We start from the raw sequence: 23,450 nt of genomic DNA, 5'->3' as shown, positions 1-23,450 counted from the left end.
GCAGCAGCTGCAGCAGCGAGAGCGGCTGCAGCCTTACTGCCGCCGGCGCCAGCTCGTCCGGCGCGAGAATCGCGCCGAGCTGGTGGTGATCGCCGGCGTAGATGGCGCGCTGGAGGAATTTGCTCTCGCCCGCGAGATTCTGCACCTCCAGCTTGCAAAAAGCCGGGTTGATCCGCAGCGCCGCATGCAGATCTTCCTTCGTGGGCACCGGCATGCCGTTGACCTTCACGATCGACTCGCCGGCCCGGATGCCCAGCTCTTCCGCCGGACTGCCCGGCAGCACCGCGAGCACCTTGAGTCCCCCTTGCGGATGGACAAACATCGGGCTGCGCTGCTGCTCCTCATAGCGGCTCAGCCAAATCAACGCTTCGTGCAGCCCAAACGCCGCGATTGCGGCCACCAGCATCAGCGGGCTCCACCACGCCGCAAGCAGCGCCAGCACGGTAATGACTGCACCATACCCCAGCAGTCGACCAGACGAAACGCGCGCCTTATCCTTAGGCAGCATCCCCAACGTCATCTCCGAAAATCCGAGCACGATCGGCAGCCCCATCAGGCTAAAGCCGTCTTGCCATGCTTCCCCGCCAAACAATGGCGTCCACGGCAGGACCCCGCCCAACGTCTGCGCCGGGACGAGCAGGAACAGCGGCACCGGCCACAAGCTTTGCATTTGATACCCGCCGATCAGCTTGCCCCGTTTGCCTTCAAAAAACAACGGCCCCGCAAACGAAGCGCCCTGCCACCGGACCAACAGTCCCTCGGCCAAATGCAGCAGGCCGACCAGACAAAGCAATGCCGGAATATCCAGCTCCCGAATGACGCGAACGACGTCGCTCAGAACCGCAACCCCTGCCGTATCCGGGATCAGATTGAATACAAACTGGAGTACCCCCAGCAAGCCCACGGCGTAAGCGAGACACAAATAGCGGATGCGGAACAGCATCAGCACCAGCGTAACCACCCAAAGGCAGAGAATTCCCTCCATCGTCAGATTCATTCCGAGGAAGACGAAGACGACGGAAACCGCCAGCCCCGCCAGCAGCCCGCCAAGAGCGGTTCGCCAAGTCTGCAAGCCCCATCTGTGCAGGCGAACATGAAACAGACGGCGTTCCAGCACAACCTGTCTGCGATAGAGCAGCAGGATGACGATGATCGAGATATAGTAGAACGGCTGCAGCAATAGCTGCGCCCCTGCTTCCGCCAGACTCCACAATCCTTCCAGAATGAGATCCAAGAGGTATTCACGCTCCTTTTTTGGTGTATAAGTTCAAGCTTGTCATCTTGCCCTAGGAGTAATGATCGGTTTACCTATGTACTCCAACGAAATTCAGCAAAAAAGAGGGCCGCACATCAGCCCTCTAAGGGATTCGACATTCACTTCGCAATTTCCTTCCGCATGATCTCCAGCGCACGATTTAACTGCATGTCGTTTTTCGGATCGCGGATTTGTTGGATGATGCTGGCTTCCAAAGCCTCGGCGGTTTTCGCGTCCAGCACACCGTTTGCCGTAAGCTTCTGGTCTGTTTGGAACTTTTTCAGCGCCTTCTCGGTGTTTTTATCGAAATAACCGTCCTTCCGGCCCGGATTGTATCCGAGTCCGTCCAGCATCGTTTGGGCGCTTTTGATATCCTCACCGAGCATATCGTATTTGTACGTTTTTTCCTTATTGATCGGAGCTACCGTAAAATAGTCCGGCTGGGACACCTCAACATCCGGCTTGATCCCCTTCTTATGAATCCATTCGCCGTTTGGCGTCAGCCACTTGGCGATGGTGATCTTCAGCATGCTGCCGTCGCCCATTTCCTGACTATAGCTGGATTGCACCGTTCCTTTGCCGTAAGTCGTTTCACCGACCAGCTTCGCTCCTGCGGATTCCTGCAGGGCTCCGGCCAAAATCTCCGAGGCGCTTGCACTGCCCTTGTTGGTCAACACAGCGATCGGGTAGGATTTGCCGCTTCCCTTGGAAACCGACTGCTGCCGACGCTTATATTTATCCTCGATTTGGACGATGGCTTTCCCCTTCGGCACAAACTGCTCCGACATCGCCTCAACGACGTCCAGCACCCCGCCCGGGTTGTTACGCACATCGATGATCAAGCCCTTCATGCCCTGTTTCTCAAGGTTTTCCAGCTCTTTCTTGAAATGATCCGCCGTATTCAACGAAAACTCGGTCACCGTAATGACCCCGATTTTGCCATCCTTCATCTCGGCATAGACCGTTTCCAGCGCAATGTCATCACGGACGATCTCGAATTCCAGCGTATCCGCAACTCCCGCCCGTTTAACCTTCACCTTAGCCGTTGTGCCTTTCGGGCCGCGAATTTTGGCCACCGCCTCATTCAAGCTTAAGCCCTCAAACGACTCCCCGTTCACCGACAACAGGATATCCTTCGGTTGAATGCCAGCTTTTTCTGCAGGAGAGCCCTTGATCGGGGAAACAACGACGACATTGCCGTTCTCCATGGACACCTCTGCCCCAATTCCGGTAAAAGACCCCTCAATCTGCTCCGAGAATTGCTGCGCCGTATCCGGGGCCATGTATGAGGAGAATGGATCCTCCAGCGCATTCATCATCCCGTCAATCGCACCATCAATTAACTTGTTCGTATCCACGTCCTCGACGTAGTTTTTTTGGACAAGCTGCAACGCCGTCTCGATTTTTTTGATGTCTTGCTTCGAGCCGGTGCTGGCCGTGTCGGCAAAACTTCCGCTGCGCAGCGGTCCCGTTCCAGCAAAGCTCCATTCCCCCGTCAGCGTTAACGTCAACAAGCTGCTGACCAGCATGGCTGCGACAACGAGCAGGGCTACCGTACGACCTTTAAACATCCTTGATCACCGCCTCCGAAAAATGAACATGTCCGGGCGGCGTGCCCGGCACGTCCGAATTTGAACGTCACATAGTATATGTTCCACCCATGAGAAATATTTACAATTTAAGTTGGATTTAAAATTGGCTTCTTATCACGAAGCACTTTCTAAGGAGCATAATCGACGTCGAATCTTGAATTCAGCCGAGTCTTCCGTTGCTCACGTAGGATTTGCCTACGCTCCGCTACTCAGCCTCTAGCTTCATCCAACCTTCTCGGTGCTAATAACCCAATCTAACGGTGAAAACGGACCCTGCCCCAGAGAGGCGGTATCCGTTTTCGCTCGAACACTATAGTTATTTTATTACAAATAAGGCATCGGGTCTACTGGGTTGCCGTTGATCCGGACTTCGAAATGGCAGTGAGGGCCGGTGGAGTTGCCCGTGCTTCCAACTTCGGCAATTTTCTCGCCTTTCTTGACGTGTTGGCCTTTCTCTACCTTAATCCCGCCATTGCGGATATGGCCGTAAAGCGTCCATACGTTGTCACCGTGGTCGATGATTACTGTGTTGCCGTAACCGCTCCACCATTCTGCAACGATGACGACGCCATCCTCCGCCGCATGGATATCCGTCCCTTGGGCAACGGCGAAATCCACACCGGTATGCATTTTCTTCACGCCGGTAATCGGATGGATTCGTGAACCGTATCCAGAGGAGATTCGGGCGCCATCCACCGGCAATCCAAACGAACCGCCGTTGCCCTTAAATCCGCCGGATCCGGAAGAACTCTTCTTATATTTGTATACCTGAGCAGCCTTCAGCTTGTTCTTCTCTTGCTCAAGCGCCGACCGTTTCTTCGCCAACTCAACCAGGAGCGCTTCTTGCTCCTCGCTGATATCTTCGGATTCCTCGATGTCAGCGTTGTATTTCGCGATCAGCTGCTGCTTCTCGATCTCCTTAGCTTCCAGATCGCTCTTACGTGACTCGGCATCCGCATAAAGCTGCTTCACTTTTGCATAATCCTGCTCCAGCTGCTTCTGCTGCTGCACGATCAGTTCCTTGTCCCGTTTATGCTCATCCAGCAGGATATGGTCCTGATTGGCAATCGCCTGCAGGGAGTCCGCCCGCTCAAGAAAATCGGTAAAGCTGGTGGAGGACAGCAGCACGTCCAAATAGGAAACGACGCCATCCGTATACATCAACCGAACGCGGGTGTCGAGCAAGTGGGACCGCTCTTCAATTCTCGCTTGGGTCTCGTCCAATTTTTCCGCAGTTTCGCGCAAATCCTCTTCCGTTTTCTCAATTTCGAGTGAAATTTGCGTTAACTCGTTGCTCACGACCTCAATCTGACTCATTAATTGTTTCAGATAATTGGTATTTTTATTGACGTAATGCTGTGCTTCCTGCTTCTGATTCTCGGCTTTCTCCTGCTGCGCTTTGGCCTGCTTAGCCTGCTCCTGAAGCTGCTTCAGCTCTTTGTCGATCTGGCTGATGGTTTTGGTCTTGGCGAAGCCTTCAGTAGGTTGGAAAATCAAAGCGGCTAATGCGACAACGGTGAGTGTGGTTATCCATTTCTTCAACTTCGTTTCCCCATCCTTCTTAAAAGGTAATTAAAAATTCCGACTTTTGTAGATATAACAATGTATCGGCTCGTTTCCTTCGCTTCCTTAATTCCGTTACACCTTCAAAAACTTCCGAATCGACATCGTACTTCCCCAAATGCCAATCAAAAGTCCTAAGCCGACAAGCAATCCGCCTAGTTCCAGACCGATTTCTTGGAGCGGTACCAGCTGAATGGCCAGCGTCACGTCGGATTTGACCGATGTCACCAGCTCGTTGTAACTAAAGAACAGCACGCCTACGGTGATCAGGGAACCGATCAGACCTATTAAGGCGCCTTCTACGAAGAAAGGCCAACGAATAAAGGTATTCGTCGCGCCAACCAGCTTCATGATGCCAATCTCGCGGCGGCGGGCTAAGATCGTCACCCGGATCGTATTGGAGATGAGGAACATCGCCATCAGGGCAAGGCCAGCCACAAAAGCAAAGCCGATATTGCGGATCGCCCGGGTGATTTTGAACAATTTTTCCACCGTACCTTGTCCGTAATTGACTTTATAGATCGGCTTCTCCTCGTATTTATCGTTCAGGGCATTGATTTTGCTGGCTACGTAAGGCACCGTAGTGGGTTCAATCACCTGAACCTCAAACGTGTCAGGAATCGGGTTCGTCGTCTCATCGTACCCTTCCAGCAGGTCCTTGCCTTCCTCGCCGAGCTTCTCCCGGAAATCCTTTAGGCCTTCGGCTTTGGGGATCAGCTTTACTTTGCTGACTTCTTCCATCGAGCCGATCTCGTTATAGATCTGGTCGCGCAGGGCTTCAGACACATCTGAGTTTAGGTAAGCCTTGATCTGTACCTGGCTGTCCGCCTCATCGGCAAACGCATTGACGTTCAGCACAAGCAAGGTGAACACGCCTAAGATCAGCAACGATACGATGATCGAGGTGATGGACGCCACCGACATCCAACCGTTGCGGAACACGCTCTTTGCGCCTTCCCGCAAATGCCGCAAGAAGGTGCTAATAGTCATAACCATATTCCCCTCTCAGCTGGTCTCGCACGATATTGCCGTGTTCAATCGCGATGACGCGTTTGCGCATCGTATTTACAATCTCTTTATTGTGGGTAGCCATAACGATGGTGGTGCCGCGGAAGTTGATTTCGTCCAGCAGCTGCATAATCCCCCAGGAGGTCTCAGGATCGAGGTTCCCCGTGGGCTCGTCCGCAATAATGACGGACGGATTATTGACGATCGCCCGGGCAATCGCCACCCGCTGTTGCTCTCCGCCGGATAGTTGGGAAGGATCGCGACCCGCTTTATTTTTCAGCCCGACCAGGTCGAGCACTTCCATCACGCGTTTCTTGATGATCTTCTTCGGGGCTTCGATCACCTCCAAAGCAAAAGCCACGTTCTCGTAAGCCGTCAGCTTCGGAAGCAGCCGAAAGTCTTGGAAAATCACCCCGATATTTCGGCGCACATAGGGAATTTTGCGAGGTTTTAGCTTGCCAATGTTAAAGCCGTTAACGGAAATCTGCCCCTTAGTGGGCACTTCTTCCCGGTAAATCAGTTTCATGAAAGTCGATTTCCCTGCGCCGGAGGGACCAACCAGATACACGAATTCATTACGGTCGATCTTGACCGAAACGCCTTTAAGGGCGTGGGTACCATTCGGATACGTCTTCCAGACATCCTGCATTTCTATCACTTGATCACGTCCTAAATCTATGATTCCGTTTCTATAGGTGGCCCTATCTTACATTCGACATGTTCCAGCCAAATCCTTTAAAAGTTGAGGAAATTCCTTGAAGTCCGATATTTATTGTAACAAAGATGTTACCACTTGAGTACCCGAAAGTTTCCAGCCGTTTGATCATACATATGGTTGTACAAGGTTCTTTTCTATGAATCTCAAGGGCTTCCCCTAAAGGAGACGGCTATGAAAAAGAAACATTTGGCAGCTATATTACTCTGCGTTGGGCTTCTCGGCGCCGCAAGTTGGGGAGCGCTCGCACTCTATGTCTCGCAGGACACCTTGCCTTCGGGCACGGTCGTGGCCGGATTGGATCTGGGCCGGCGCCAGCGCGATGAAGCTCTGCGGCTCCTTGACCAGGAGATCGCCGCATTAAACCGGAAGCAAGCTGTGTTTACGGTCGACGGCAGCACGAAAACCCTCACCTGGGCGGAAGCCGGGGTTACGTTTGATGCAGAAGCTTTTCGCGAAGAGGTGCAACGGCTGGAAGAGGGCTCCTTATGGGAACGAGGAGTGGCGAGAAGAAGTTTTCATCGGCAGTGGACGCTCACCATCACCTTCGATCCGCAGAAGCTGCAGACGGTGTTTTCCCCTGAATGGGAAAAGAATCGATTCGGCTCCCCGGTGAACGCTGTGCGGACGATTACTCCTCAAGACCAAATTCGCTATTTGCCGGGAACGGCCGTGCAGCGCATCGACTGGGACCGTTTGTTGGAGATGGTGCCGAAGCAGCTTGGAGAAGAAGTACGCCGTTTGGAGAAAAATTCATGGCATGAACCAACCCCAAACGCGTTGTCGAAGCAGCTTCCCACCTTTCAATTTACCGTGCCGCTCAAGACAGTAGAGCCTGAAATCACGGTGGAACGGCTGAAAAAAGAAGGCATCCGCCGAAAAATCGTCCAGTTCTCCACGAGCCTGATGACTAGCGGGGCCGGGCGGGTGCATAACGTGGACGCGGCGGCTCGCAGCATCGACGGGATGGTACTGGCTCCGGACGAAATTTTCGACTATGGTGAAGTCATTGAATATGCGGAGAAGACGTACGGCTTCCGGGAGGCGCCAGTCATTTTTGGAGGGCGGCTGACCCCTGGGGTAGGAGGCGGCATTTGCCAGGTCTCGAGTACGCTCTACAATGCGGCGGTTCGTGCCGGGCTAACGATCGTGGAGCGGCGCAATCACTCCCTGCCGGTCAGATACTTGCCCAAAGGCCAGGACGCCACGTTCGCCAAAGGCTACATCAATTTCCGTTTCAAAAACACCTCCGGCCACCATCTCCTCATCCGCGCCGAGGTGAAAAACGGCCAACTGACCGTTAAGCTTTTTGGCGATATGCCGGAGAACGTGAGTTACTCGCTTGAATCCCGTACAACTGAGGTCATTTCCCCGCCAAACAAATATGTGATAAACCGATCCTTGCCTGCCGGAAGTCAACAAGTGCTCGTGCGTGGGAAGCAGGGATATGTCGTCGAGACGTACCGTATCAAGAAAGTGGACGGCCAGACGGTCGAGCGCACGTTGCTCTCCAAAGACACGTATCCGGCGCAACCAAACGTAATCGCGGTGCGTGAGGTCAAGGCTGGTTCGACCGGGAGCAGCAAAGGCGGGGGTTCGGGTAGTGGCGGCAGCAACCGCGGGAGCAACGGGAGTCGTAACAGCGGTAGTAACAGCGGTGGTGCAGGGGCTGGGGGCCAAGGTGGCACGGGTGGATCGGGCAATTCCAGCGGCAACACCTCTTCGGAACGCCTACCCAAACAGATCTTGGAGGACGGCGTAACTGGGCCGAATTTTCGATGAGAATCGCGGGGAGGAGCCAATCTCCCTCTCCCTTCCTCCTCGATCCCAGCGATAGCGGTAAAAATAGGCGCTATTTCGTCAATTTCATGCCACTTCACAGAAATAAGGGAAAATTGTGGCGTTATTTTACGATAGGAAGCCCAAACTCACGCTGATTGCGACGTTTCCTCAATTATAAGGACATTTTTTACCGTTATTTCCCCGGAAATTGTCTGGGAGAGTCAAATAAGACCATAAAAGGGCGCTATTCTCCTCGCAAATTACAAAAGAAGCCGCTCGGCGTCGAGCGAAAGTCGATAGGAACGAACGCGTACGCTGCCGCTGGCAGGTTGGATCCACTGTTTCTCAGACAGTTGTCTTAGCCATTTGCGAGCTGTTTTGCTTTCCACTCCCATCATGTGACAGATGTCCCCCGGTGTTAAAGGTCTCCCCGCGCGAAGGAACTGACGAATCAGCTCCCTCTCATGGTAGTTGGCCTGCAACAAAGAATCCGCCTCCCCCAGCCACCTTCCCATAAACTGCTGCAATGTTTGCTGACAGTAACGCGGGTTCTCGCTGACGTCATCGTATGTAAATCGCAGCACCTTCCAACCATCCAGAATCAAGTCGTTTTGCCGCCGACATTGGTCGGAGAAGCGATCCCGGCTGATCCCGCGCAGATGCGGGCCATATCCGTCGATTTCAATGGCAAGCTTAATTCCGGAACGTAGGTAAGCAAAGTCAAGATAGCGGTATCCGTCTTTAAAATCGGTCACCTCATATTCAGGATGAAGCTGCCGAAAATGCCCGAAAGCGGGCCACCACACTTTTTCGACAAATGCCTTTTCCGCATACCCATGCCCCTCCCTCAATCTTCGTTCTCTCTCCCCTTGCCGGCGTCCCAAATGATCGCTGATCCACTGCGCATACGTCTCCTGAAATCCCATCCAACCAACCTCCTCCAATGGAAAAATAAAACGCCTTCCGTCGACGGACGAGACAACTACATCGTCCAACAACAAAAGGCGTGTGCTTCACGGCTCTATATTTGTTTTGTGATTTACTCATTATTATACCACATGCTCGCCATATTCTTCCATATACTTCTCCAACTGGAACAGGTGACCAATCACCCAAAATTTGCCGCACGATGTAAACTTGAAGTATACTGGACTGCATCTGAGACCTGCCGCAACGTTCACAATAAATTTACTGCATAAAATATTTCGCGGCGTCTCCAAACTAGGGTATCAAGCTTCGAACTAATCTATCCTTGTTGCCGAAATCGCTATGTAAGAAGGAGGCTTCCTTAATATTATGAATAAAACGATCGCATCTGCCTCTACCCCAGCCTTAAATCAGACGCGCAGCGCTTCTGTTTGGCTGCTGGTAACCGCCGTGCTCCTGACCGCCGCCGCCTTGCGGTCGCCCATCACCGGTGTAGGCGCCCTCATTGGCGAAATCGAGGCGGCCACGGGCTTGTCGCACGCGATGTCGGGCATGCTGACGACACTGCCGCTGATCGCCTTCGCGGTGTTTGCGCTGGCTGCACCCGGCTTGTCCGCAAAGCTTGGGATCGAGCGGACGCTGTTCTACAGCATGGTCCTGATGACCGGCGGCATCCTCGTCCGCTCTCTGCCGTCCGTTGCTGCGCTGTTTGCCGGCACCGCGTTGATCGGCATCGCGATCGCGGTCTGTAACGTGCTGCTGCCTGGGTTGATCAAACGCGACTTCCCGAAGCAAGTCGGTTTGATGACCAGCCTGTTCACCACGTGCTTGACTTTCTGGGCGGCGATTTCCTCCGGGATCAGTGTACCGCTGTCCCAAGGTCCACTGGGGTGGCGTGGCGCATTAACCATTTGGGTGGTGTTGACGGCGATTGCCAGCTTGGTCTGGCTGCCGCTGTTGCCAAAACGCACCGAAGCTGGCCAGAACCTGAACAAAGCAACCGTTGCGGGCCGCTCCGCCACCCCGGAGGGTGAAGTAACCAACACTACGGCACGCCCGCAGTCCGATCTGAGCCAAGCTTCCGGCCCGCGCCTTCGTATTTGGCGTTCACGGGTTGCCTGGCTGGTGACGATGTTTATGGGCTTCCAGTCGATCCTGTTTTACGTCAGCATTTCGTGGCTGCCGGACATTCTGCAGGAGCGCGGGATGAGCGCCGAACAAGCCGGCTGGATGTTATCAATGATGCAGTTGATCAGTATGGCCGGCTCGTTCCTGATGCCGCTGTACGCCGCGCGGTCGGACAGCCAGAAGTGGATGACTGCCGCCACTGCCGCGTTATGCGTAATTGGCTTCGGCGGCATCTGGGCCGGATCGGTCGCGCTGGCCCCACTCTTCATCCTCTTGCTTGGGATTGGTGCCGGCTCCACCTTTGGCCTAGCCATCGTTTTCTTCTCGCTGCGCTCACGCACGACGGAGCAAGCCAACGCCCTGTCGGGCATGGCGCAATCCATCGGTTACATATTGGCCGCGTTTGGGCCAACGCTATTTGGCTATCTCCACGATCTCAGCGGCAACTGGGACACCCCGCTTGCCGTGATCACGGGCGTGTCGATGTTAACCGCCCTCTTTGGCTACGCCGCCGGGCGCAAGGGATATGTCGACGCACGATAAAAACAGCCCCAAGCCCCGCAACGCAAAAAAGCTGTCCCCGAGGACCTCTCATAGGCCCCATGGGGACAGCTTTTTGCTTTACTGCCAACCTCAGCTCGTTGGCTGTCCTTCCAGCTGCGGCTGCGGCTGCGCCGCCGGCTTGTGCTTGAAGATCGGCACCAGGATCATCGCGCCTAGCAGCATGATGATGCCGGATACGGCGTAAATGCTGACGAGCGGAAAGAACTTTTTCAACACGCCGGACACCGACATCATGATGACCATCATGCCCATGAACATCGGGCTGAGTACACCATTGACGCGACCGACATAGGATTGCTCCGTCCATTGCAGGATCATCGTGTTGATCCCGATCTGGATGCAAGGGAACGTCAAGCCGTTCAGGAACTGCAACGCCAACGTCAACGGAACGCTGGTCGACAGCCCCATCCCCACGATACAGACGGCGCTGACCGCCATCCCGAAGGCTAGGAGCATTTGGGGCGGGATCTTTTTAGCTAAGCCCATAATCACACCGCCGCCAATCAGCATCGCAACCCCGTTCACCGCCAGCAAAAATTGCAGGAATTCCTTAGGCTGACCCAAACGTTCAGTGACGACAAACAATCCCAGAGTTTGGATAATCCCGACCGAGAAGCCGGCGATGGCAAACGTGGCGCCCAGCACCTTCAGCACAGGACTCCGCCATACATAGCGGAAGCCATCCGCCAGTTCCTTGCGGATATTCGAGGTTTTCTCTTGTTTTTGCTCTAGCTCTACGTCCGCCGGAAGCCGGAATAGCACCAAAGCAGAGATCAGGAAAGCCACGCCCATCACGCCAATCGAGATGTAAATCCCAAATTGGTGATAGGAGTAAATCCCCAGCGAAGGCCCAATCACCATGAAAATAGCGACCAACGACTGGAACAACGCCATCCCTTGTTGCACTTTATCCGGATGGACATGCTGCTTGAACAGCTTCATGACCGACGGTTGCGAGAACTGCGACAGAATCGCCGAGATAAAGGTCGCAAAATAGACCGTTTCCCACGAACCGTACAGCAACGTCAGCAGCACGGCGAAGACCGAGACGGCGGACAGGAAGTCGCACCAGATCATCGTCCGCTTCGGCTTCCATCGATCCGCAAACGCCCCACCGATGAAGGAGAACACGAAGATCGGGGCAAACTCCACGACGGAAATGAGCGAGATCGCAAGCGGATCGTTATTGGTCTGGTATGTGACGAACATCAGAATCGCAAAATTGCGGACCCAGATTCCAATCTGCAAGAACAGGTTAGAGATCAGGATTGTCTGGTAGAACCGATTCCGGAACAAGCTCCCGGAAGCAGGCAAAGCCTGTGACTCGTTACTTTTCACGTAAACACCTCATTATTGCTCAGGATAAACTATAGATTATCCATATTTCCTGGAGGGATGTCAAATGTTTCTTTGATTACCTTCTTTTTCGAAAAAAACTTACTCCGAGACCGCCGGCTTCGCTTCGTTACGACCGGCCGCTTCGGCCCCATACGCTCTCATTTTGGCGTTGCCCATAAAACATACCGTGATCAAAGCCAGCACAGCCGGCACCAGCGTCCACCAAAACATCGTCGTGATCGACTTCGATAGATCCGCGACGATCTGCTCCAGAACCGGTGCCGGAATGGCTTTACGCGCTTCGGAAGCCAGCAGGGTCCGCGGATCGTCCATGGATGGCAGCCCTTCGGCTCCGCCGCCCATAGCGGATAACGATTCGCTTAATCGGTTCGCAAACAGATTGCGCTGCACGATCCCAAATATGGTAATCCCCACCGTCATCCCCAGCGAGCGAATGAACGACATCGTCGAGCTGGCGGCTCCCCGCTGCGAAGGCCCAAAGTCCTGAATGGCCGACATCCCCAGTACAGAGAAGGAGAACCCGACGCCAAAACCTGCGGTGGCCATATAAATCGACAGCAACGTCTTGGTCGTGTCCGGCGTAATTGTCGCCAGCAATGCAATCCCCACGATAAAAATAACAGCCGATAAGATCATCACGTTACGGAAGCTGGTGCGCTGCACGAGAAAGCCCCCGACTTGGGAAGCAACTACAGAGCTCAGCGTCATCGGCAGCAGGATCAAGCCGGAATTGGTAGCTGTACCGCCCGTGACCCCTTGTACGAACAAGGGAATGTACACCGAAGCTGCGATAAAGGCCGCGCCGTAGAACAACCCGGCGAGATTGCTGCTGGCAAACAGCCGCTTCCGGAACATTGCGAAGGAAACGATCGGCTCCTCTGCTTTACGTTCCACCAGCAGGAAAATCGTGAACAAGACGGCAAATGCCGCGAACAGTCCAAGAATCTGCCCAGAGTCCCAGGCGTACAGTTGCCCGCCCAGTTCCAACGCAAACATCAGGGCAACCACCGCACCAATCAAGGTCACTGCACCCCACCAATCGATGCGTTGCTTGGAGTGAACGGCCGATTCCCGGTAAAAAGCCAAGATCAGGATCAAAGCGACGATCCCAAGCGGGATATTGATGTAGAAATTCCAGCGCCAGTTCAGATGGTCGGTAATAAACGCCCCAAGCAGCGGACCGGCCAGGCTGGAGATCCCAAATACTGCGCCAAACAAACCGCCCATGGCGCCGCGTTTCTCCACCGGGAACACATCAAACACGATGGCAAAAGCGATTGGCATCAGCGCTCCGCCCCCGATCCCCTGGATCGCTCGGTAGATGCTAAGCTGCACGATGGTGTCAGCCGTACCGCAGAGCACAGACCCTAGCAGGAACATGGCGATGCCAAAAACAAAAAACCGTTTACGTCCATACATATCGGACAGCTTGCCGAAAATCGGCATCGCTGCCATTTCCGCGACCATGTACGCGGAGGTCACCCATACGTATTTATCCAGGCCGCCCAGCTCAGACACGATGGTGGCCATCGCCGTGGACACGATCGTATTGTCCATGGCGGACATTAAGATGCCGAGCAGCAAACCGGCAACAACGAAGCCGAGACGGCCGCTTTTTTGCGCGTTCATCCTTATTCATTCCTCCAAACATTCAAGTGCTCCCCCACCTCTGCGTGCGGGTCTTGATGATAATGTGTTGTATATTCCACGAGCCGGATCCGGCAGCCGGGACCAATGAAGACATCCCCGCCGCGCACGACATCGGCTACGGTATTTTCCATGCGAATGACATCCCCTTCAATCATCTTCGCCTGCAGCGCTGGTGTCCCCCAGGGCTTAAACAACGACACCCACTTCCACGTGGGGTGCGGGGCGATGCGGATTTGCCCGCCGACGATTTCACCGGCCTCACTACGGCCGAACATCGCAAGCTCCACTCGCTCGGCGTTGATCGTACCTTGGGTTTGCACGGACCCTCTCAGGCGTAACCGCTCGGCTTGGCAGTCGCCGTTCAACTCGCAGCTTCCGAACAGCCCGATCTCCTCCCCTGCGATGCCGCCATCGATGCGGATTTCCCCATTCAGCTTGGCTTTGCCGGCTTGAAGGCTGCCCCGGACGTTAAGGGTGCCGGTGAGGTTCAGCTCTTCTCCGCGCATCGGTCCGGTGACTGCAATCGTACCTGTCGCCTTGACGGTCTCGGTACGCAAGCCTCCGTCAACCTCCAGCGTCCCCGTGCAACTTAAGCTGCGACAATCTACATCTCCGTTGATTTCGCCTTCGCCGACAATTTTGACTTTATTAAAAAACCCGCCGTTTGACGTCCCGTTGCCGACGATTTTCAAATCGGCGCTGCGGTCTTGCATGACTTGTTCAGCCATCCCCAATCCCTCCTTCGTGATCCTTCGTTTTATTTCTGTTCCGCGTGCCCGACCGAAGCCTGCGGCGAAACCTCATAGTGTTCCTTATACTCCACGCGGCCAATCTCGCAGTCCGGTCCAATCACTACCGAGTTGCCGCGTACCACTTCGGCTTTCGTCCCCTCTACCCGTATGTCATCGCCCTCGATCACATCGGCCGTTAACCGGGAAGCCCACAGCGGGGAGATATAGTCCAGCAGTCGTTTGCCTTTGCGTTGGCGGACTACGATCTGTTCCCCGCCGATTTCCTTGGCATGGCAAGGGCCTTCCAAGTCAAGCTTCAGCGTACCCGCATTCAGCATCCCGCCAACCTGAATTTGGCCGTATACCTCCGCGGTTTCAAATTCGGCATTGCCTTCCAGCTTTAATGCACCGTCCACCTTGGCCGTTTCTCCGATCACAGAGCCCCTGGCTTGGAGCATCCCCCGGACATGCAGCGAGTTGCATCGTACATCGTTGCCGACTTTAAACATCCCATCCAACTCGAATTTGCCGCCCTCCAGCAACCCATCCGAGGAACCGGTGCCGTTGAGGCTGAATTCGTCCGCATGGATCGTTCCTTTGATTTTCAGCGTTCCATTGGCAGTAAGCGCCTCGCACGTAATGTCTCCGTTCAGCCTAGCAATGCCCTCGGCTTGGATTTCACGGTACGCGCCGCCGGATGCCTGACCTACGCCGTTAATTTTCAAATCCTTAACACTTCGTTCTGCCATTATCCTTCACTCCCGCTCACTAAAAGTTTTAATTCCTCTGTACAGCGCGCCAGCGATAACCGAACGATCGTCCGGACACTGCGGTCTACATAGATGTCTCCATCCCCCGGCACCAGGATAAAAGCGGCTACCCCCATTTTACGGATGAGATGCACGCCGCATTCCTGCCCGGCCAAGCCCGGTAAATGATCCTCGAGCGCCTGAACTAATAAACGCCCTTCCTCCAGGGAAATATCCCCGCTTTGCAGCAGCTTGTCGAGCACGTAGACGATCAACATCTGATCGAAGCCAAAGTTCGGCTGCGCCTCTTTCTTCTCTGTGGTCTCCATATATAAGTTCAATGATGTTGATGTAACAATGTTTCGTTCCAAAAGTTCGCCTGCGCTTAAACGGATATCCTTCGGACTCCCCGAGAAGACGTCCGCCAGAGCATCCAGCGATAAATCATCCTTCATGCCCAGAATGCGGTCAATGCGCTGCAGGATTTTTTCCCTTGGAAAATACGTTTCCTGCCCGGTAAAAGACGATTTGCGGATAAACCACTGCTCCGGGATCAGGTTCTTGCGCTTCCAGCGATACAACTGTCCATATGAAATGCCCGTCAGATCCAGCAATTCCTTCTTGGAAATCAAATCCTCATTCATTGTCATGCTCCTTTCATTGCACAAACAGCGTAACATAACATTGTTACGTTGTAAAGCAGGCGTGAATGGAGATCGATCCAAGTCGTTGCTGCTATTCATCTTAATCGACCCTTTGGTCTTCTCCATCCGTCTCGGGGCGGATTTATGCGCCCGGCCCGGGGTGGAAATCCGGCAAAAAATGCCCCTTCGCCACGAACTGTGACTAGGGGCATGAACTGCATTGATTCGATGTTTATCCCTTTAGAGCTTAAACCGGTCGATCTGAGCATGCATATCCGCTGCCATTCGAGCCAAGCCTTCCGATGCGGAAGAGATCTCCTCCATCGACGCCAGCTGTTCCTGGGTTGCGGCCGTCACCTCTTGCAAGCCCTCCATGCTGCTGGCCGAGGTCGCCGCGATTTGTTCGACCGCGTGAGCGATTTGATCAGCACTCGCTGACATTTGTTGCGTAATGGCCGACACTTCGTGAATTTGCTCCGAAATCCGCTGCGTCGACCGCTCGATCGCTTGGAAAGCCGTTTGCGCTTCCTCTGTCACGGCTCTTCCTCGCTCGACATTCGTATTCACCTTATGATTCATCACTTCATAGGCTTTGCTCGTAAGTTCGGTCATCTGCCCGATGGTCCGTTGAATCAATTCCGCCGTCGCTCCGGACTGCTCCGCCAATTTACGCACTTCGCCCGCTACCACGGCGAAGCCGCGTCCTTCCTCGCCGGCACGCGCCGCTTCGATCGCTGCATTTAGCGCCAGCAGATTGGTTTGGTTGGCAATCTCCGTAATCGCGCTGCTCATTCCGGCAACCTGTCCGCTGAGCTCATTCATCTGATGCAGGATCTCCGCCGATTCCAGCGTCGACCGGCGAATCTCTTCCATTTGCAATCCGACGAGGTTCACCTTCCCGCTGCCCTCCCGGACATCCTCTACCGTTTGCAACGACGACTCAACGATGAGACCGGACGCGTCCGCGATTTTCCGGATGCCTTGGGACATTTCATCCATCGTCTTGGCGCTGTCTAATGAAGCGGCCGCTTGTTTCTCCGCATGATCCGAAGCGACCGAGGCTAGCTGGGCGACATGCTCCACTGCCTTGGCATTCTGCTCCGTTCCTGCAGTAAATTCTTCGCTTGAAGCTGCTAGTTGGCTGGCCGTTTCGGACATCTCCCGCACCATTCCCCGCAGGGAAGCCAACATGCTGTTATAGTTCGCGGTCAGTTCACCGATCTCGTCCTTACGCTTCGTGGCTACATCCTCGTTCAAGTAACCTTCACTCACCCGTTTGGCCGAACGGTTAAGCCGCTCGATCGGGCGCGTGATGCTCAAGATCACGATGATGAGCAGGATGCCCGCAACGATCATTGAGACAGCCAGGACAATGAGGGAAGTCCACATGACTGGCTTTGAGGCGTCGCGGAATTCCTGCACATCCAGAACCCCAACGATTTTAAACCCGGTCAGTGGGTTGGTCGTAAAAAACGCGCTTTCTTCCTTCCCGGTTTCTGGATCGGTATACGTCAAATAGCCCGATTCCGCCTCATGGATTTTCGCCAGATGTTCACCTGAAGCCTCTTCACCAACCGTTTTGGTCGGATGTGAGACGAACTTGTTCGAACGGTCCAAGATATAAATATACCCGCGTTCCCCCAAGTGAATGCTGCTGACGTCCGCATTCAGTTTTGCCAGGTCCAGGGCGACCGTGATCGCTCCTTGATGGTCTTTTAACGCGCGGCTGATATAAAGATTAAAATTGCCGGTCGTCGCCGATACAAATGGATCGATGATTACGGTTTCCTCCGGGTTTTCCATGGAGGTGATATACCAATCCCGTTTGCGCGGGTCATAGTCCTGTTTGCCAGGATCGGGGGCTTTCATCCACGCTCCGTTCTGATTGCCAACCACCAGATTCTCTAGCTCTGGATGTTTTTCTACGTACAGATCAATAAGTTGTCGCAGCTCCGGAGATTTGGCATCCACCTGGGCGGAATCGATTTGCTGCACCAGCTGCTCCACGTTACGAACCTCTGCCTCCACGATATGGTTAATCGTATCATTCAACAGATTTACGCTCGATCGGGTGTTGTCATCCATTTGTTCATGTAACTGTTCGCTGGCGCGGGTATAGCTGGAGTAAGAGGTCGCCAGATTAGGGACCGCCAGCAATACGGCAAAAATGATGAGCATCCGGTTGCGTAGTGTACGGACCTCCAACAATTGTCGAATCTGCATCCATCTTTTTTTCATCGTCGTTCTTCTCCTTTTATTTTGTAATGGGCATCCTGTGCTTCTTGTTGTCTGCCAAGGGTTGATCAACTACAAAACCGCGCCAATGTTGCTTCAGTCTGAGTCAATGCACCAAAATAAAAGGCTTGGCAAGATAAGTTATTACTATATTTCGACAAAAAACGACGAATTCTTTAGGGTTTTCTGAAATTTTCATGTAATTTCCATAAAATTCAAAATGTACAGAAGACGCCCTCTCGAGGGCGTCGAAGCAAGGTAAATAAAAAAACAGCCGTTCGTCTATCGACGAAGGCTGTCTCCGAGCTCTGCCTGCGAATTGGCTAATCGCTTATTTACTTTTTTCCAGATACTCTTGCGTCCATTGGCGGCCCGCTTCCAGCTTGCTCTCTGCACGTTCAATGGCGGCCGTCACTTGAGCGGTCGCTGTCCCGCCATACACGTTGCGGGCATTCACGACAGTCTCCGGCTGCAGCACGTCATAAATGGTTTCGTCAAACAATGGCGAAAACTGCTTGAACTCGTCTAACGTCAGATCCAGCAGGTATTTGCCATTTTGGATGCAGTATAGGACGGTTTTGCCGATAACTTCGTGCGCCTGACGGAACGGCAGACCCTTGCTTGCCAGGAAGTCGGCAATGTCGGTGGCGTTGGAGAAGTCCTGGTTGACCGCTTCGCGCATCCGCTCCTTGTTCACCTTCATCGTGGCGATCATCGGCGCGAACAGCTGCAGCGCTCCTTGCAGCGTGGCGACGGTGTCGAACATGCCTTCCTTGTCCTCCTGCATGTCCTTGTTGTACGCCAGCGGCAGTGACTTCAGTACGGTTAACAGGCCCATCAGGTTGCCGTAGACCCGGCCGGTTTTGCCGCGGACCAGCTCCGGGACGTCCGGGTTTTTCTTCTGCGGCATAATGCTGCTGCCGGTGCAAAACGCATCGTCCAGTTCGATAAAGCGGAATTCGGTGCTGCTCCACAGGACCAGCTCCTCGCTGAGACGTGAGAGGTGCATCATCAGAATGGAGGCGTTGGCGAGAAACTCGACGATAAAGTCACGGTCGCTCACGGCATCCAGACTGTTTTCATACACCCCGTCAAAATGCAGCTGCTCGGCTACAAAATGGCGGTCGATCGGGAACGTCGTGCCGGCCAGTGCCCCCGCGCCCAGCGGCAGCACATTGATCCGCTTGTAGCTGTCCTGCAGGCGCTCGATATCGCGTTGGAACATCGACACGTACGCCAGCAAATGATGGGCGAACAGGATCGGCTGCGCCCGCTGCAGATGGGTGTAGCCCGGCACAATCGTGTCGAGGTTCGCTTTGGCTTGTCCCAGCAGCGCCTCCTGCAGTTCCTGCAACAGGCCCACGAATTCGACCACCCGCTTGCGCAGGTAAAGGTGCATGTCCGTCGCTACCTGGTCGTTGCGGCTGCGCCCGGTGTGCAGCTTCCCGCCAACCGGCCCCACCTCGTCGATCAGTTGCTTCTCAATGTTCATATGGATGTCTTCGTCCGACACGGAATATTCCATCTCGCCGCGGCGAATCTTCAGCAGGACCTGATGCAGGCCTTCCTTGATCTTCTCAACATCCTCTTCCGGCAAGATCCCGCATTTGCCCAGCATGGTCACATGGGCGAGACTCCCTTGCACATCCTCCTCCGCCAATGCCTTGTCAAACCCGATGGAGGCGGTATACTCCTCAACTAAACGGTTGGTCTGCTTCGTAAAACGGCCACCCCACAGCTTGCTCACCTGACCCACTCCTTAACTCGAAACTTGATTGTTATTCCAATCAATCAGAACAGAAACAGAAGGAAATGTATTCGAAATTTCGACTACATTTCCTCGCGAACCATCGAAATTGCAGATTCTATTCGAAAAATCATACACATTCCCGCCTCATCCCCGCAAAATGCTCAATTATATACGAAATTTCATACACATTGGGGTCTAATCGCTGAAAATCGGCGAATTGTATTCGATTTTTCGAATAGATTTTGGGCACACCCTTTACTTGCCGCTGTTTTGCGCCACACCCGCGCCGACTTTCAGCCGCAGCGCGTTCAGATGGATAAAGCCAGTTGCGTCGCCTTGGTCGTACGCTTGCGTAGGATCGGCCTCCATCGTGGCGATGTCTGGGTTGTACAAGCTGACCGGACTTTTCACGCCGGCAGCGATGATGTTACCTTTGTACAGCTTCACGCGCACCGTCCCCGTCACATTCTTCTGGCTCTCGGTCACCAGCGCTTGCAGCGCCAACCGTTCCGGCGCAAACCAGAAGCCGTTGTAAACGAGCGTGCTGTAACGGGTGATCAGGCTGTCGCGCAGGTTCATGACCTCGCGGTCCATCGTCAGCGACTCCATTTTGCGATGAGCCGTGAACAGGATGGTTCCGCCCGGCGTCTCGTATACCCCGCGGCTCTTCATGCCGACAAAGCGGTTCTCGACCATGTCGACGCGGCCGATGCCATGTTTGCCGCCCAGCTCATTCAGCTTCTCCATCACCCCGAGCGGACTTAACCGTTCGCCGTTCAGCGCCACGCAGTTGCCTTGCTCGAACTCCAGCTCCAGATACTCCGGTTGATCCGGGGCATCTTCCGGCGAAACGCTAAGCAGGTACATGTCTTTGTTTTCCGGCGCAGATGCATCGAACCACGGATCCTCCAACACGCCGCTTTCATAGCTGATGTGCAGCAGGTTGCGGTCCATCGAATACGGCTTGGCCGCCGAGGCCGTTACCGGAATGCCGTTTGCTTCCGCATACGCGATCATTTCGGCGCGCCCCGGGAAGCGATCGCGGAACTCGCTCAGCCGCCAAGGGGCGATCACGCGAATTTCCGGCGCCAAAGCCGCTGCTGCCAGCTCAAAGCGCACTTGGTCGTTGCCTTTGCCCGTGGCGCCGTGGGCGATCGCCGTTGCGCCTTCTGCGCGGGCGATTTCCACCATGCGCTTGGCGATCAGCGGACGGGCGATGCTGGTACCCAGCAGGTATTGCCCTTCATACAAAGCGCCCGCCTGGAACATCGGATAGATGAAATCCTTGGCGAACTCATCGCGCAGATCGTCGATGTATACTTTGGACGCGCCCGTGGCCAAAGCCTTCGCTTCCAGCCCGTCGAGCTCTTCCTTCTGACCGATATCAGCCGTAAACGCGATAATTTCCGCATCGTACGTTTCTTTTAACCACTTTAGAATGACCGACGTATCCAGGCCCCCGGAGTATGCCAGTACGATTTTTTCCTTTGCCATGATTCCTAGTCCTCCCGAAAAAAATTATCCCATCAATGCGGCCATCAGCGCCTTTTGCGCATGCAACCGATTCTCGGCCTGATCAAAAATAATCGAATGCGGCCCGTCGATCACGCCTTCGCTTACTTCCTCGCCCCGATGGGCCGGCAGGCAATGCATAAAGACGTAATCCGGCTTCGCATACCGCGCCAGCTGCTCGTCGACCTGGTAATTGCGGAAGGCCGCTTCGCGGATCTTCTGCTCTTCCTCGAAGCCCATGCTCGCCCACACGTCGGTGTAAATGGCGTCCGCCTCTTGCACCGCCGCCTTCGGATCGCGCACCACCTCGATGACTGCGCCCGTCGCTTTGGCGATTTCCTGCGCATCCGCAACGATCTGCGGATCCGGTTCATACCCTTCCGGGCTGGCCACGGACACGTGGACACCTAGCTTCGCCCCGCCGATCATCAGCGAGTGCGCCATGTTGTTGCCGTCGCCCACGTAAGCCAGCTTCAGGCCCTGCAGCTTGCCCTTATGCTCATACAGCGTCTGATAGTCAGCCAGCACCTGGCACGGATGGGCCAAGTCGCTAAGTCCATTAATGACCGGTACGGTAGCATAGCGGGCCAGATCAGCCACCTTATCATGACCGAAGGTCCGAATCATGATCCCGTCCAGGTAGCGCGACATGACCCCCGCCGTATCGGCGATCGTTTCGCCGCGTCCAAGTTGGATGTCGTTTTTGCTGAGAAACAGCGCATGACCTCCCAACTGATACGTCCCCACTTCAAAAGACACCCGTGTCCGCGTTGACGATTTTTCAAAAATCAGCCCGACGGTTTTTCCCAGCAGCGGTTGGTACACCTCGCCGTTCTTCTGCTTGCGCTTGAGCTCAATCGCCAAATCGATCAAATAGTGGATCTCGTCGGTTGAATAATCCGTCAGCTCGATAAAATCGCGGCCGCTTAAATTCATGCTGCTGCGTTTCGATGGTTCCAGCAAAGTCATTGATTAGTTCCCCTCCTTGGAAGTATAAGCGGCGATGACGTCTGCCAAAATCGCTACGGCCTGGTCAATCTCTTCCTTCGACACCTTCAGGTTCGGCAGCAGCCGAATCACCTCAGGGCCGGCGGTGACGAACAGCAGTCCATGTTGCTGCCCGAGCAATACGATGTCGCCCACCGGTCCGGCGCATTGGATTCCGATCAGCAAGCCTTTGCCGCGCACTTCTTGGACGAACGGCTCGTCCTTAAACGTCTCCTTCAGGAGCTCCGTCAAGTACTCGCCCATCTCTGCGACATGCTCCGGAATGCGCTCCTCCTGCATCGTCTCCAGCGTGGCAATGATTGCCGACGTGACGATCGGATTGCCGCCAAATGTAGACGCATGGCTGCCCGGAGGAAACGCTTCGCGTAAATACTCTTTGGCCAGCATGGCCCCAGCCGGCAAGCCGCTGGCAATCCCTTTGGCCGATGTAAAAATATCCGGCTCGATGCCGTAATGCTGATGCGCAAACCATTTGCCCGTACGGCCCATGCCGGTTTGGACCTCGTCGATGATGAGCAGCAGCCCCTCTGCCTTGCACAGCTCAGACAGCTCTTGCACGAACGCCGGCTCCACCGGGTACACACCGCCTTCGGCTTGCACCATTTCCAGCATCACTGCCGCCGTTTGCGGGCCGATCGCTGCTTTCAGTGCTGGCAGGTCATGCAGAGGTACGGACTTGAAGCCTTCAGGAAGCGGTAGAAAACCGTCCTTGACCTTCTGCTGGCCGGTCGCGGTCAGCGTAGCCAACGTCCGCCCATGGAAGGATTGGTTGAACGTAATCATCTCGAAGCGGTTCGTTCCTTTCACCTTTTGATGGTAGCGCCGCGCCAGCTTGATCGCCGCTTCATTCGCCTCGGCCCCGCTGTTGCAGAAGAAAACGACGTCCGCGCAGCTAATCTCCGTCAGCTTCCGCGCTGCAACTTCCTGCTGTGGAATATGGAACAGGTTGCTCACATGCCAAAGCTCATCCAGCTGAGCTTTCACTTTGGCCGCCACCTTCTCCGGGGCATGCCCCAGGTTGGCGACCGCAAGACCGCTCATGAAATCAAGGTAGCGGTTGCCCTTATCGTCCCACAGCCAGCTGCCCTTCCCTTTCACCAAATGGATCGGGTACCGAGCATAACTTGGGAACAACGCGCTGGGGCTGCTCCCTTCCGCCGCAGCTGCAGCGGCATTCGCTCCGGTGGCCGGAGCCGTAGTAGCTTCTTTCAGATCACTTTGCGCCATCGTTTTTTCCACTCCCATCTTCTTAATTACTAATATAACCTTCCGTCAGCC

Annotated in this window: 18 protein-coding genes; 2 read left to right on the top strand and 16 right to left on the bottom strand. The window is 54.6% G+C overall.

The features are described from left to right. The 5 genes from M3G15_RS12520 to ftsE all read right to left on the bottom strand — a co-directional run. On the bottom strand, window positions 1-1,234 hold a 1,234-nt coding region (locus M3G15_RS12520), incomplete at its 3' end, for a PDZ domain-containing protein (RefSeq protein WP_260071107.1). Between the two features lie 140 nt (window positions 1,235-1,374). Further along, window positions 1,375-2,826: a S41 family peptidase gene (locus M3G15_RS12515; protein ID WP_009225390.1), complete on the bottom strand. Its 1,452-nt coding sequence runs from the start codon at window positions 2,824-2,826 to the stop codon at window positions 1,375-1,377. A gap of 345 nt (window positions 2,827-3,171) precedes the next feature. After that, window positions 3,172-4,389, bottom strand: coding sequence for a murein hydrolase activator EnvC family protein (locus M3G15_RS12510; RefSeq protein ID WP_260071106.1), 1,218 nt, complete (start codon window positions 4,387-4,389; stop codon window positions 3,172-3,174). Between the two features lie 96 nt (window positions 4,390-4,485). Then, window positions 4,486-5,400: a permease-like cell division protein FtsX gene (gene ftsX / locus M3G15_RS12505; protein WP_260071105.1), complete on the bottom strand. Its 915-nt coding sequence runs from the start codon at window positions 5,398-5,400 to the stop codon at window positions 4,486-4,488. Next, on the bottom strand, window positions 5,390-6,076 hold the full coding sequence (ftsE, locus tag M3G15_RS12500) for a cell division ATP-binding protein FtsE (protein WP_260071104.1): 687 nt from the start codon (window positions 6,074-6,076) through the stop codon (window positions 5,390-5,392). Before ftsE ends, ftsX begins: the two co-directional genes overlap by 11 nt. A 231-nt stretch (window positions 6,077-6,307) precedes the next feature. On the opposite strand from ftsE, the gene M3G15_RS12495 reads away from it, so the two are divergent. Then, window positions 6,308-7,915 (top strand): VanW family protein, encoded by a 1,608-nt coding sequence (locus M3G15_RS12495; protein WP_260071103.1) that lies wholly within the window; start codon window positions 6,308-6,310, stop codon window positions 7,913-7,915. 260 nt (window positions 7,916-8,175) lie between these two features. Here the strand turns inward: M3G15_RS12495 and M3G15_RS12490 are convergent, their stop codons facing one another. Then, on the bottom strand, window positions 8,176-8,841 hold the full coding sequence (locus M3G15_RS12490; protein WP_260071101.1) for an endonuclease domain-containing protein: 666 nt from the start codon (window positions 8,839-8,841) through the stop codon (window positions 8,176-8,178). A 370-nt stretch (window positions 8,842-9,211) separates the two neighbouring features. Here M3G15_RS12490 and M3G15_RS12485 point away from each other — a divergent pair, with 370 nt between their 5' ends. Then, window positions 9,212-10,513, top strand: coding sequence for a CynX/NimT family MFS transporter (locus M3G15_RS12485; protein ID WP_397376620.1), 1,302 nt, complete (start codon window positions 9,212-9,214; stop codon window positions 10,511-10,513). Between the two features lie 90 nt (window positions 10,514-10,603). Here the strand turns inward: M3G15_RS12485 and M3G15_RS12480 are convergent, their stop codons facing one another. From M3G15_RS12480 to M3G15_RS12435, 10 genes are all read right to left on the bottom strand, one after another. After that, complete coding sequence (locus M3G15_RS12480) at window positions 10,604-11,872, bottom strand: MFS transporter (protein ID WP_260071100.1); 1,269 nt, start codon at window positions 11,870-11,872, stop codon at window positions 10,604-10,606. A 99-nt stretch (window positions 11,873-11,971) separates the two neighbouring features. Then, window positions 11,972-13,522, bottom strand: coding sequence for an MDR family MFS transporter (locus M3G15_RS12475; protein ID WP_260071099.1), 1,551 nt, complete (start codon window positions 13,520-13,522; stop codon window positions 11,972-11,974). Window positions 13,523-13,524: 2 nt separating this feature from the next. Beyond that, window positions 13,525-14,271 (bottom strand): hypothetical protein, encoded by a 747-nt coding sequence (locus M3G15_RS12470; protein WP_260071098.1) that lies wholly within the window; start codon window positions 14,269-14,271, stop codon window positions 13,525-13,527. A 29-nt stretch (window positions 14,272-14,300) separates the two neighbouring features. After that, a complete protein-coding gene (locus tag M3G15_RS12465) occupies window positions 14,301-15,023 on the bottom strand; it encodes a bactofilin (RefSeq protein ID WP_260071097.1) in 723 nt (240 codons plus the stop codon). Next, on the bottom strand, window positions 15,023-15,667 hold the full coding sequence (locus M3G15_RS12460) for a YhbD family protein (protein WP_260071096.1): 645 nt from the start codon (window positions 15,665-15,667) through the stop codon (window positions 15,023-15,025). Before M3G15_RS12460 ends, M3G15_RS12465 begins: the two co-directional genes overlap by 1 nt. A gap of 240 nt (window positions 15,668-15,907) precedes the next feature. Then, complete coding sequence (locus M3G15_RS12455; RefSeq protein WP_260071095.1) at window positions 15,908-17,905, bottom strand: methyl-accepting chemotaxis protein; 1,998 nt, start codon at window positions 17,903-17,905, stop codon at window positions 15,908-15,910. Window positions 17,906-18,233: 328 nt separating this feature from the next. Continuing rightward, window positions 18,234-19,649, bottom strand: coding sequence for an argininosuccinate lyase (gene argH / locus M3G15_RS12450; RefSeq protein ID WP_260071094.1), 1,416 nt, complete (start codon window positions 19,647-19,649; stop codon window positions 18,234-18,236). A 258-nt stretch (window positions 19,650-19,907) separates the two neighbouring features. Continuing rightward, window positions 19,908-21,146, bottom strand: coding sequence for an argininosuccinate synthase (locus M3G15_RS12445; RefSeq protein WP_009225376.1), 1,239 nt, complete (start codon window positions 21,144-21,146; stop codon window positions 19,908-19,910). A gap of 24 nt (window positions 21,147-21,170) precedes the next feature. Continuing rightward, entirely contained in the window at window positions 21,171-22,133 is a 963-nt protein-coding gene (argF, locus tag M3G15_RS12440) for an ornithine carbamoyltransferase (RefSeq protein ID WP_260071093.1), read from the bottom strand. A gap of 3 nt (window positions 22,134-22,136) precedes the next feature. Beyond that, complete coding sequence (locus M3G15_RS12435; RefSeq protein WP_260071092.1) at window positions 22,137-23,399, bottom strand: acetylornithine transaminase; 1,263 nt, start codon at window positions 23,397-23,399, stop codon at window positions 22,137-22,139. Between the last annotated feature and the right edge of the window lie 51 nt (window positions 23,400-23,450).

Origin of the sequence: Paenibacillus sp. p3-SID1389 (assembly GCF_025151705.1) — a bacterium.
Classification (GTDB): domain Bacteria; phylum Bacillota; class Bacilli; order Paenibacillales; family Paenibacillaceae; genus Fontibacillus; species Fontibacillus phoenicis.
The sequence above is the reverse complement of the archived record's forward strand: the minus strand, read 5'-3'. Positions and strand labels throughout refer to the sequence as shown.

What these genes read in the sequence shown, in the direction of transcription:
- M3G15_RS12495 (WP_260071103.1), top strand. Translation starts at nt 6,308, where the DNA reads ATGAAAAAGAAACATTTGGCAGCTATATTACTCTGCGTTGGGCTTCTC.
- M3G15_RS12455 (WP_260071095.1), bottom strand. Translation starts at nt 17,905, where the DNA reads ATGAAAAAAAGATGGATGCAGATTCGACAATTGTTGGAGGTCCGTACA.
- argF (WP_260071093.1), bottom strand. Translation starts at nt 22,133, where the DNA reads ATGACTTTGCTGGAACCATCGAAACGCAGCAGCATGAATTTAAGCGGC.
- M3G15_RS12460 (WP_260071096.1), bottom strand. Translation starts at nt 15,667, where the DNA reads ATGAATGAGGATTTGATTTCCAAGAAGGAATTGCTGGATCTGACGGGC.
- M3G15_RS12445 (WP_009225376.1), bottom strand. Translation starts at nt 21,146, where the DNA reads ATGGCAAAGGAAAAAATCGTACTGGCATACTCCGGGGGCCTGGATACG.
- M3G15_RS12470 (WP_260071098.1), bottom strand. Translation starts at nt 14,271, where the DNA reads ATGGCTGAACAAGTCATGCAAGACCGCAGCGCCGATTTGAAAATCGTC.
- M3G15_RS12515 (WP_009225390.1), bottom strand. Translation starts at nt 2,826, where the DNA reads ATGTTTAAAGGTCGTACGGTAGCCCTGCTCGTTGTCGCAGCCATGCTG.
- M3G15_RS12435 (WP_260071092.1), bottom strand. Translation starts at nt 23,399, where the DNA reads ATGGCGCAAAGTGATCTGAAAGAAGCTACTACGGCTCCGGCCACCGGA.
- M3G15_RS12485 (WP_397376620.1), top strand. Translation starts at nt 9,212, where the DNA reads ATGAATAAAACGATCGCATCTGCCTCTACCCCAGCCTTAAATCAGACG.
- M3G15_RS12475 (WP_260071099.1), bottom strand. Translation starts at nt 13,522, where the DNA reads ATGAACGCGCAAAAAAGCGGCCGTCTCGGCTTCGTTGTTGCCGGTTTG.
- M3G15_RS12465 (WP_260071097.1), bottom strand. Translation starts at nt 15,023, where the DNA reads ATGGCAGAACGAAGTGTTAAGGATTTGAAAATTAACGGCGTAGGTCAG.
- M3G15_RS12490 (WP_260071101.1), bottom strand. Translation starts at nt 8,841, where the DNA reads ATGGGATTTCAGGAGACGTATGCGCAGTGGATCAGCGATCATTTGGGA.
- ftsX (WP_260071105.1), bottom strand. Translation starts at nt 5,400, where the DNA reads ATGACTATTAGCACCTTCTTGCGGCATTTGCGGGAAGGCGCAAAGAGC.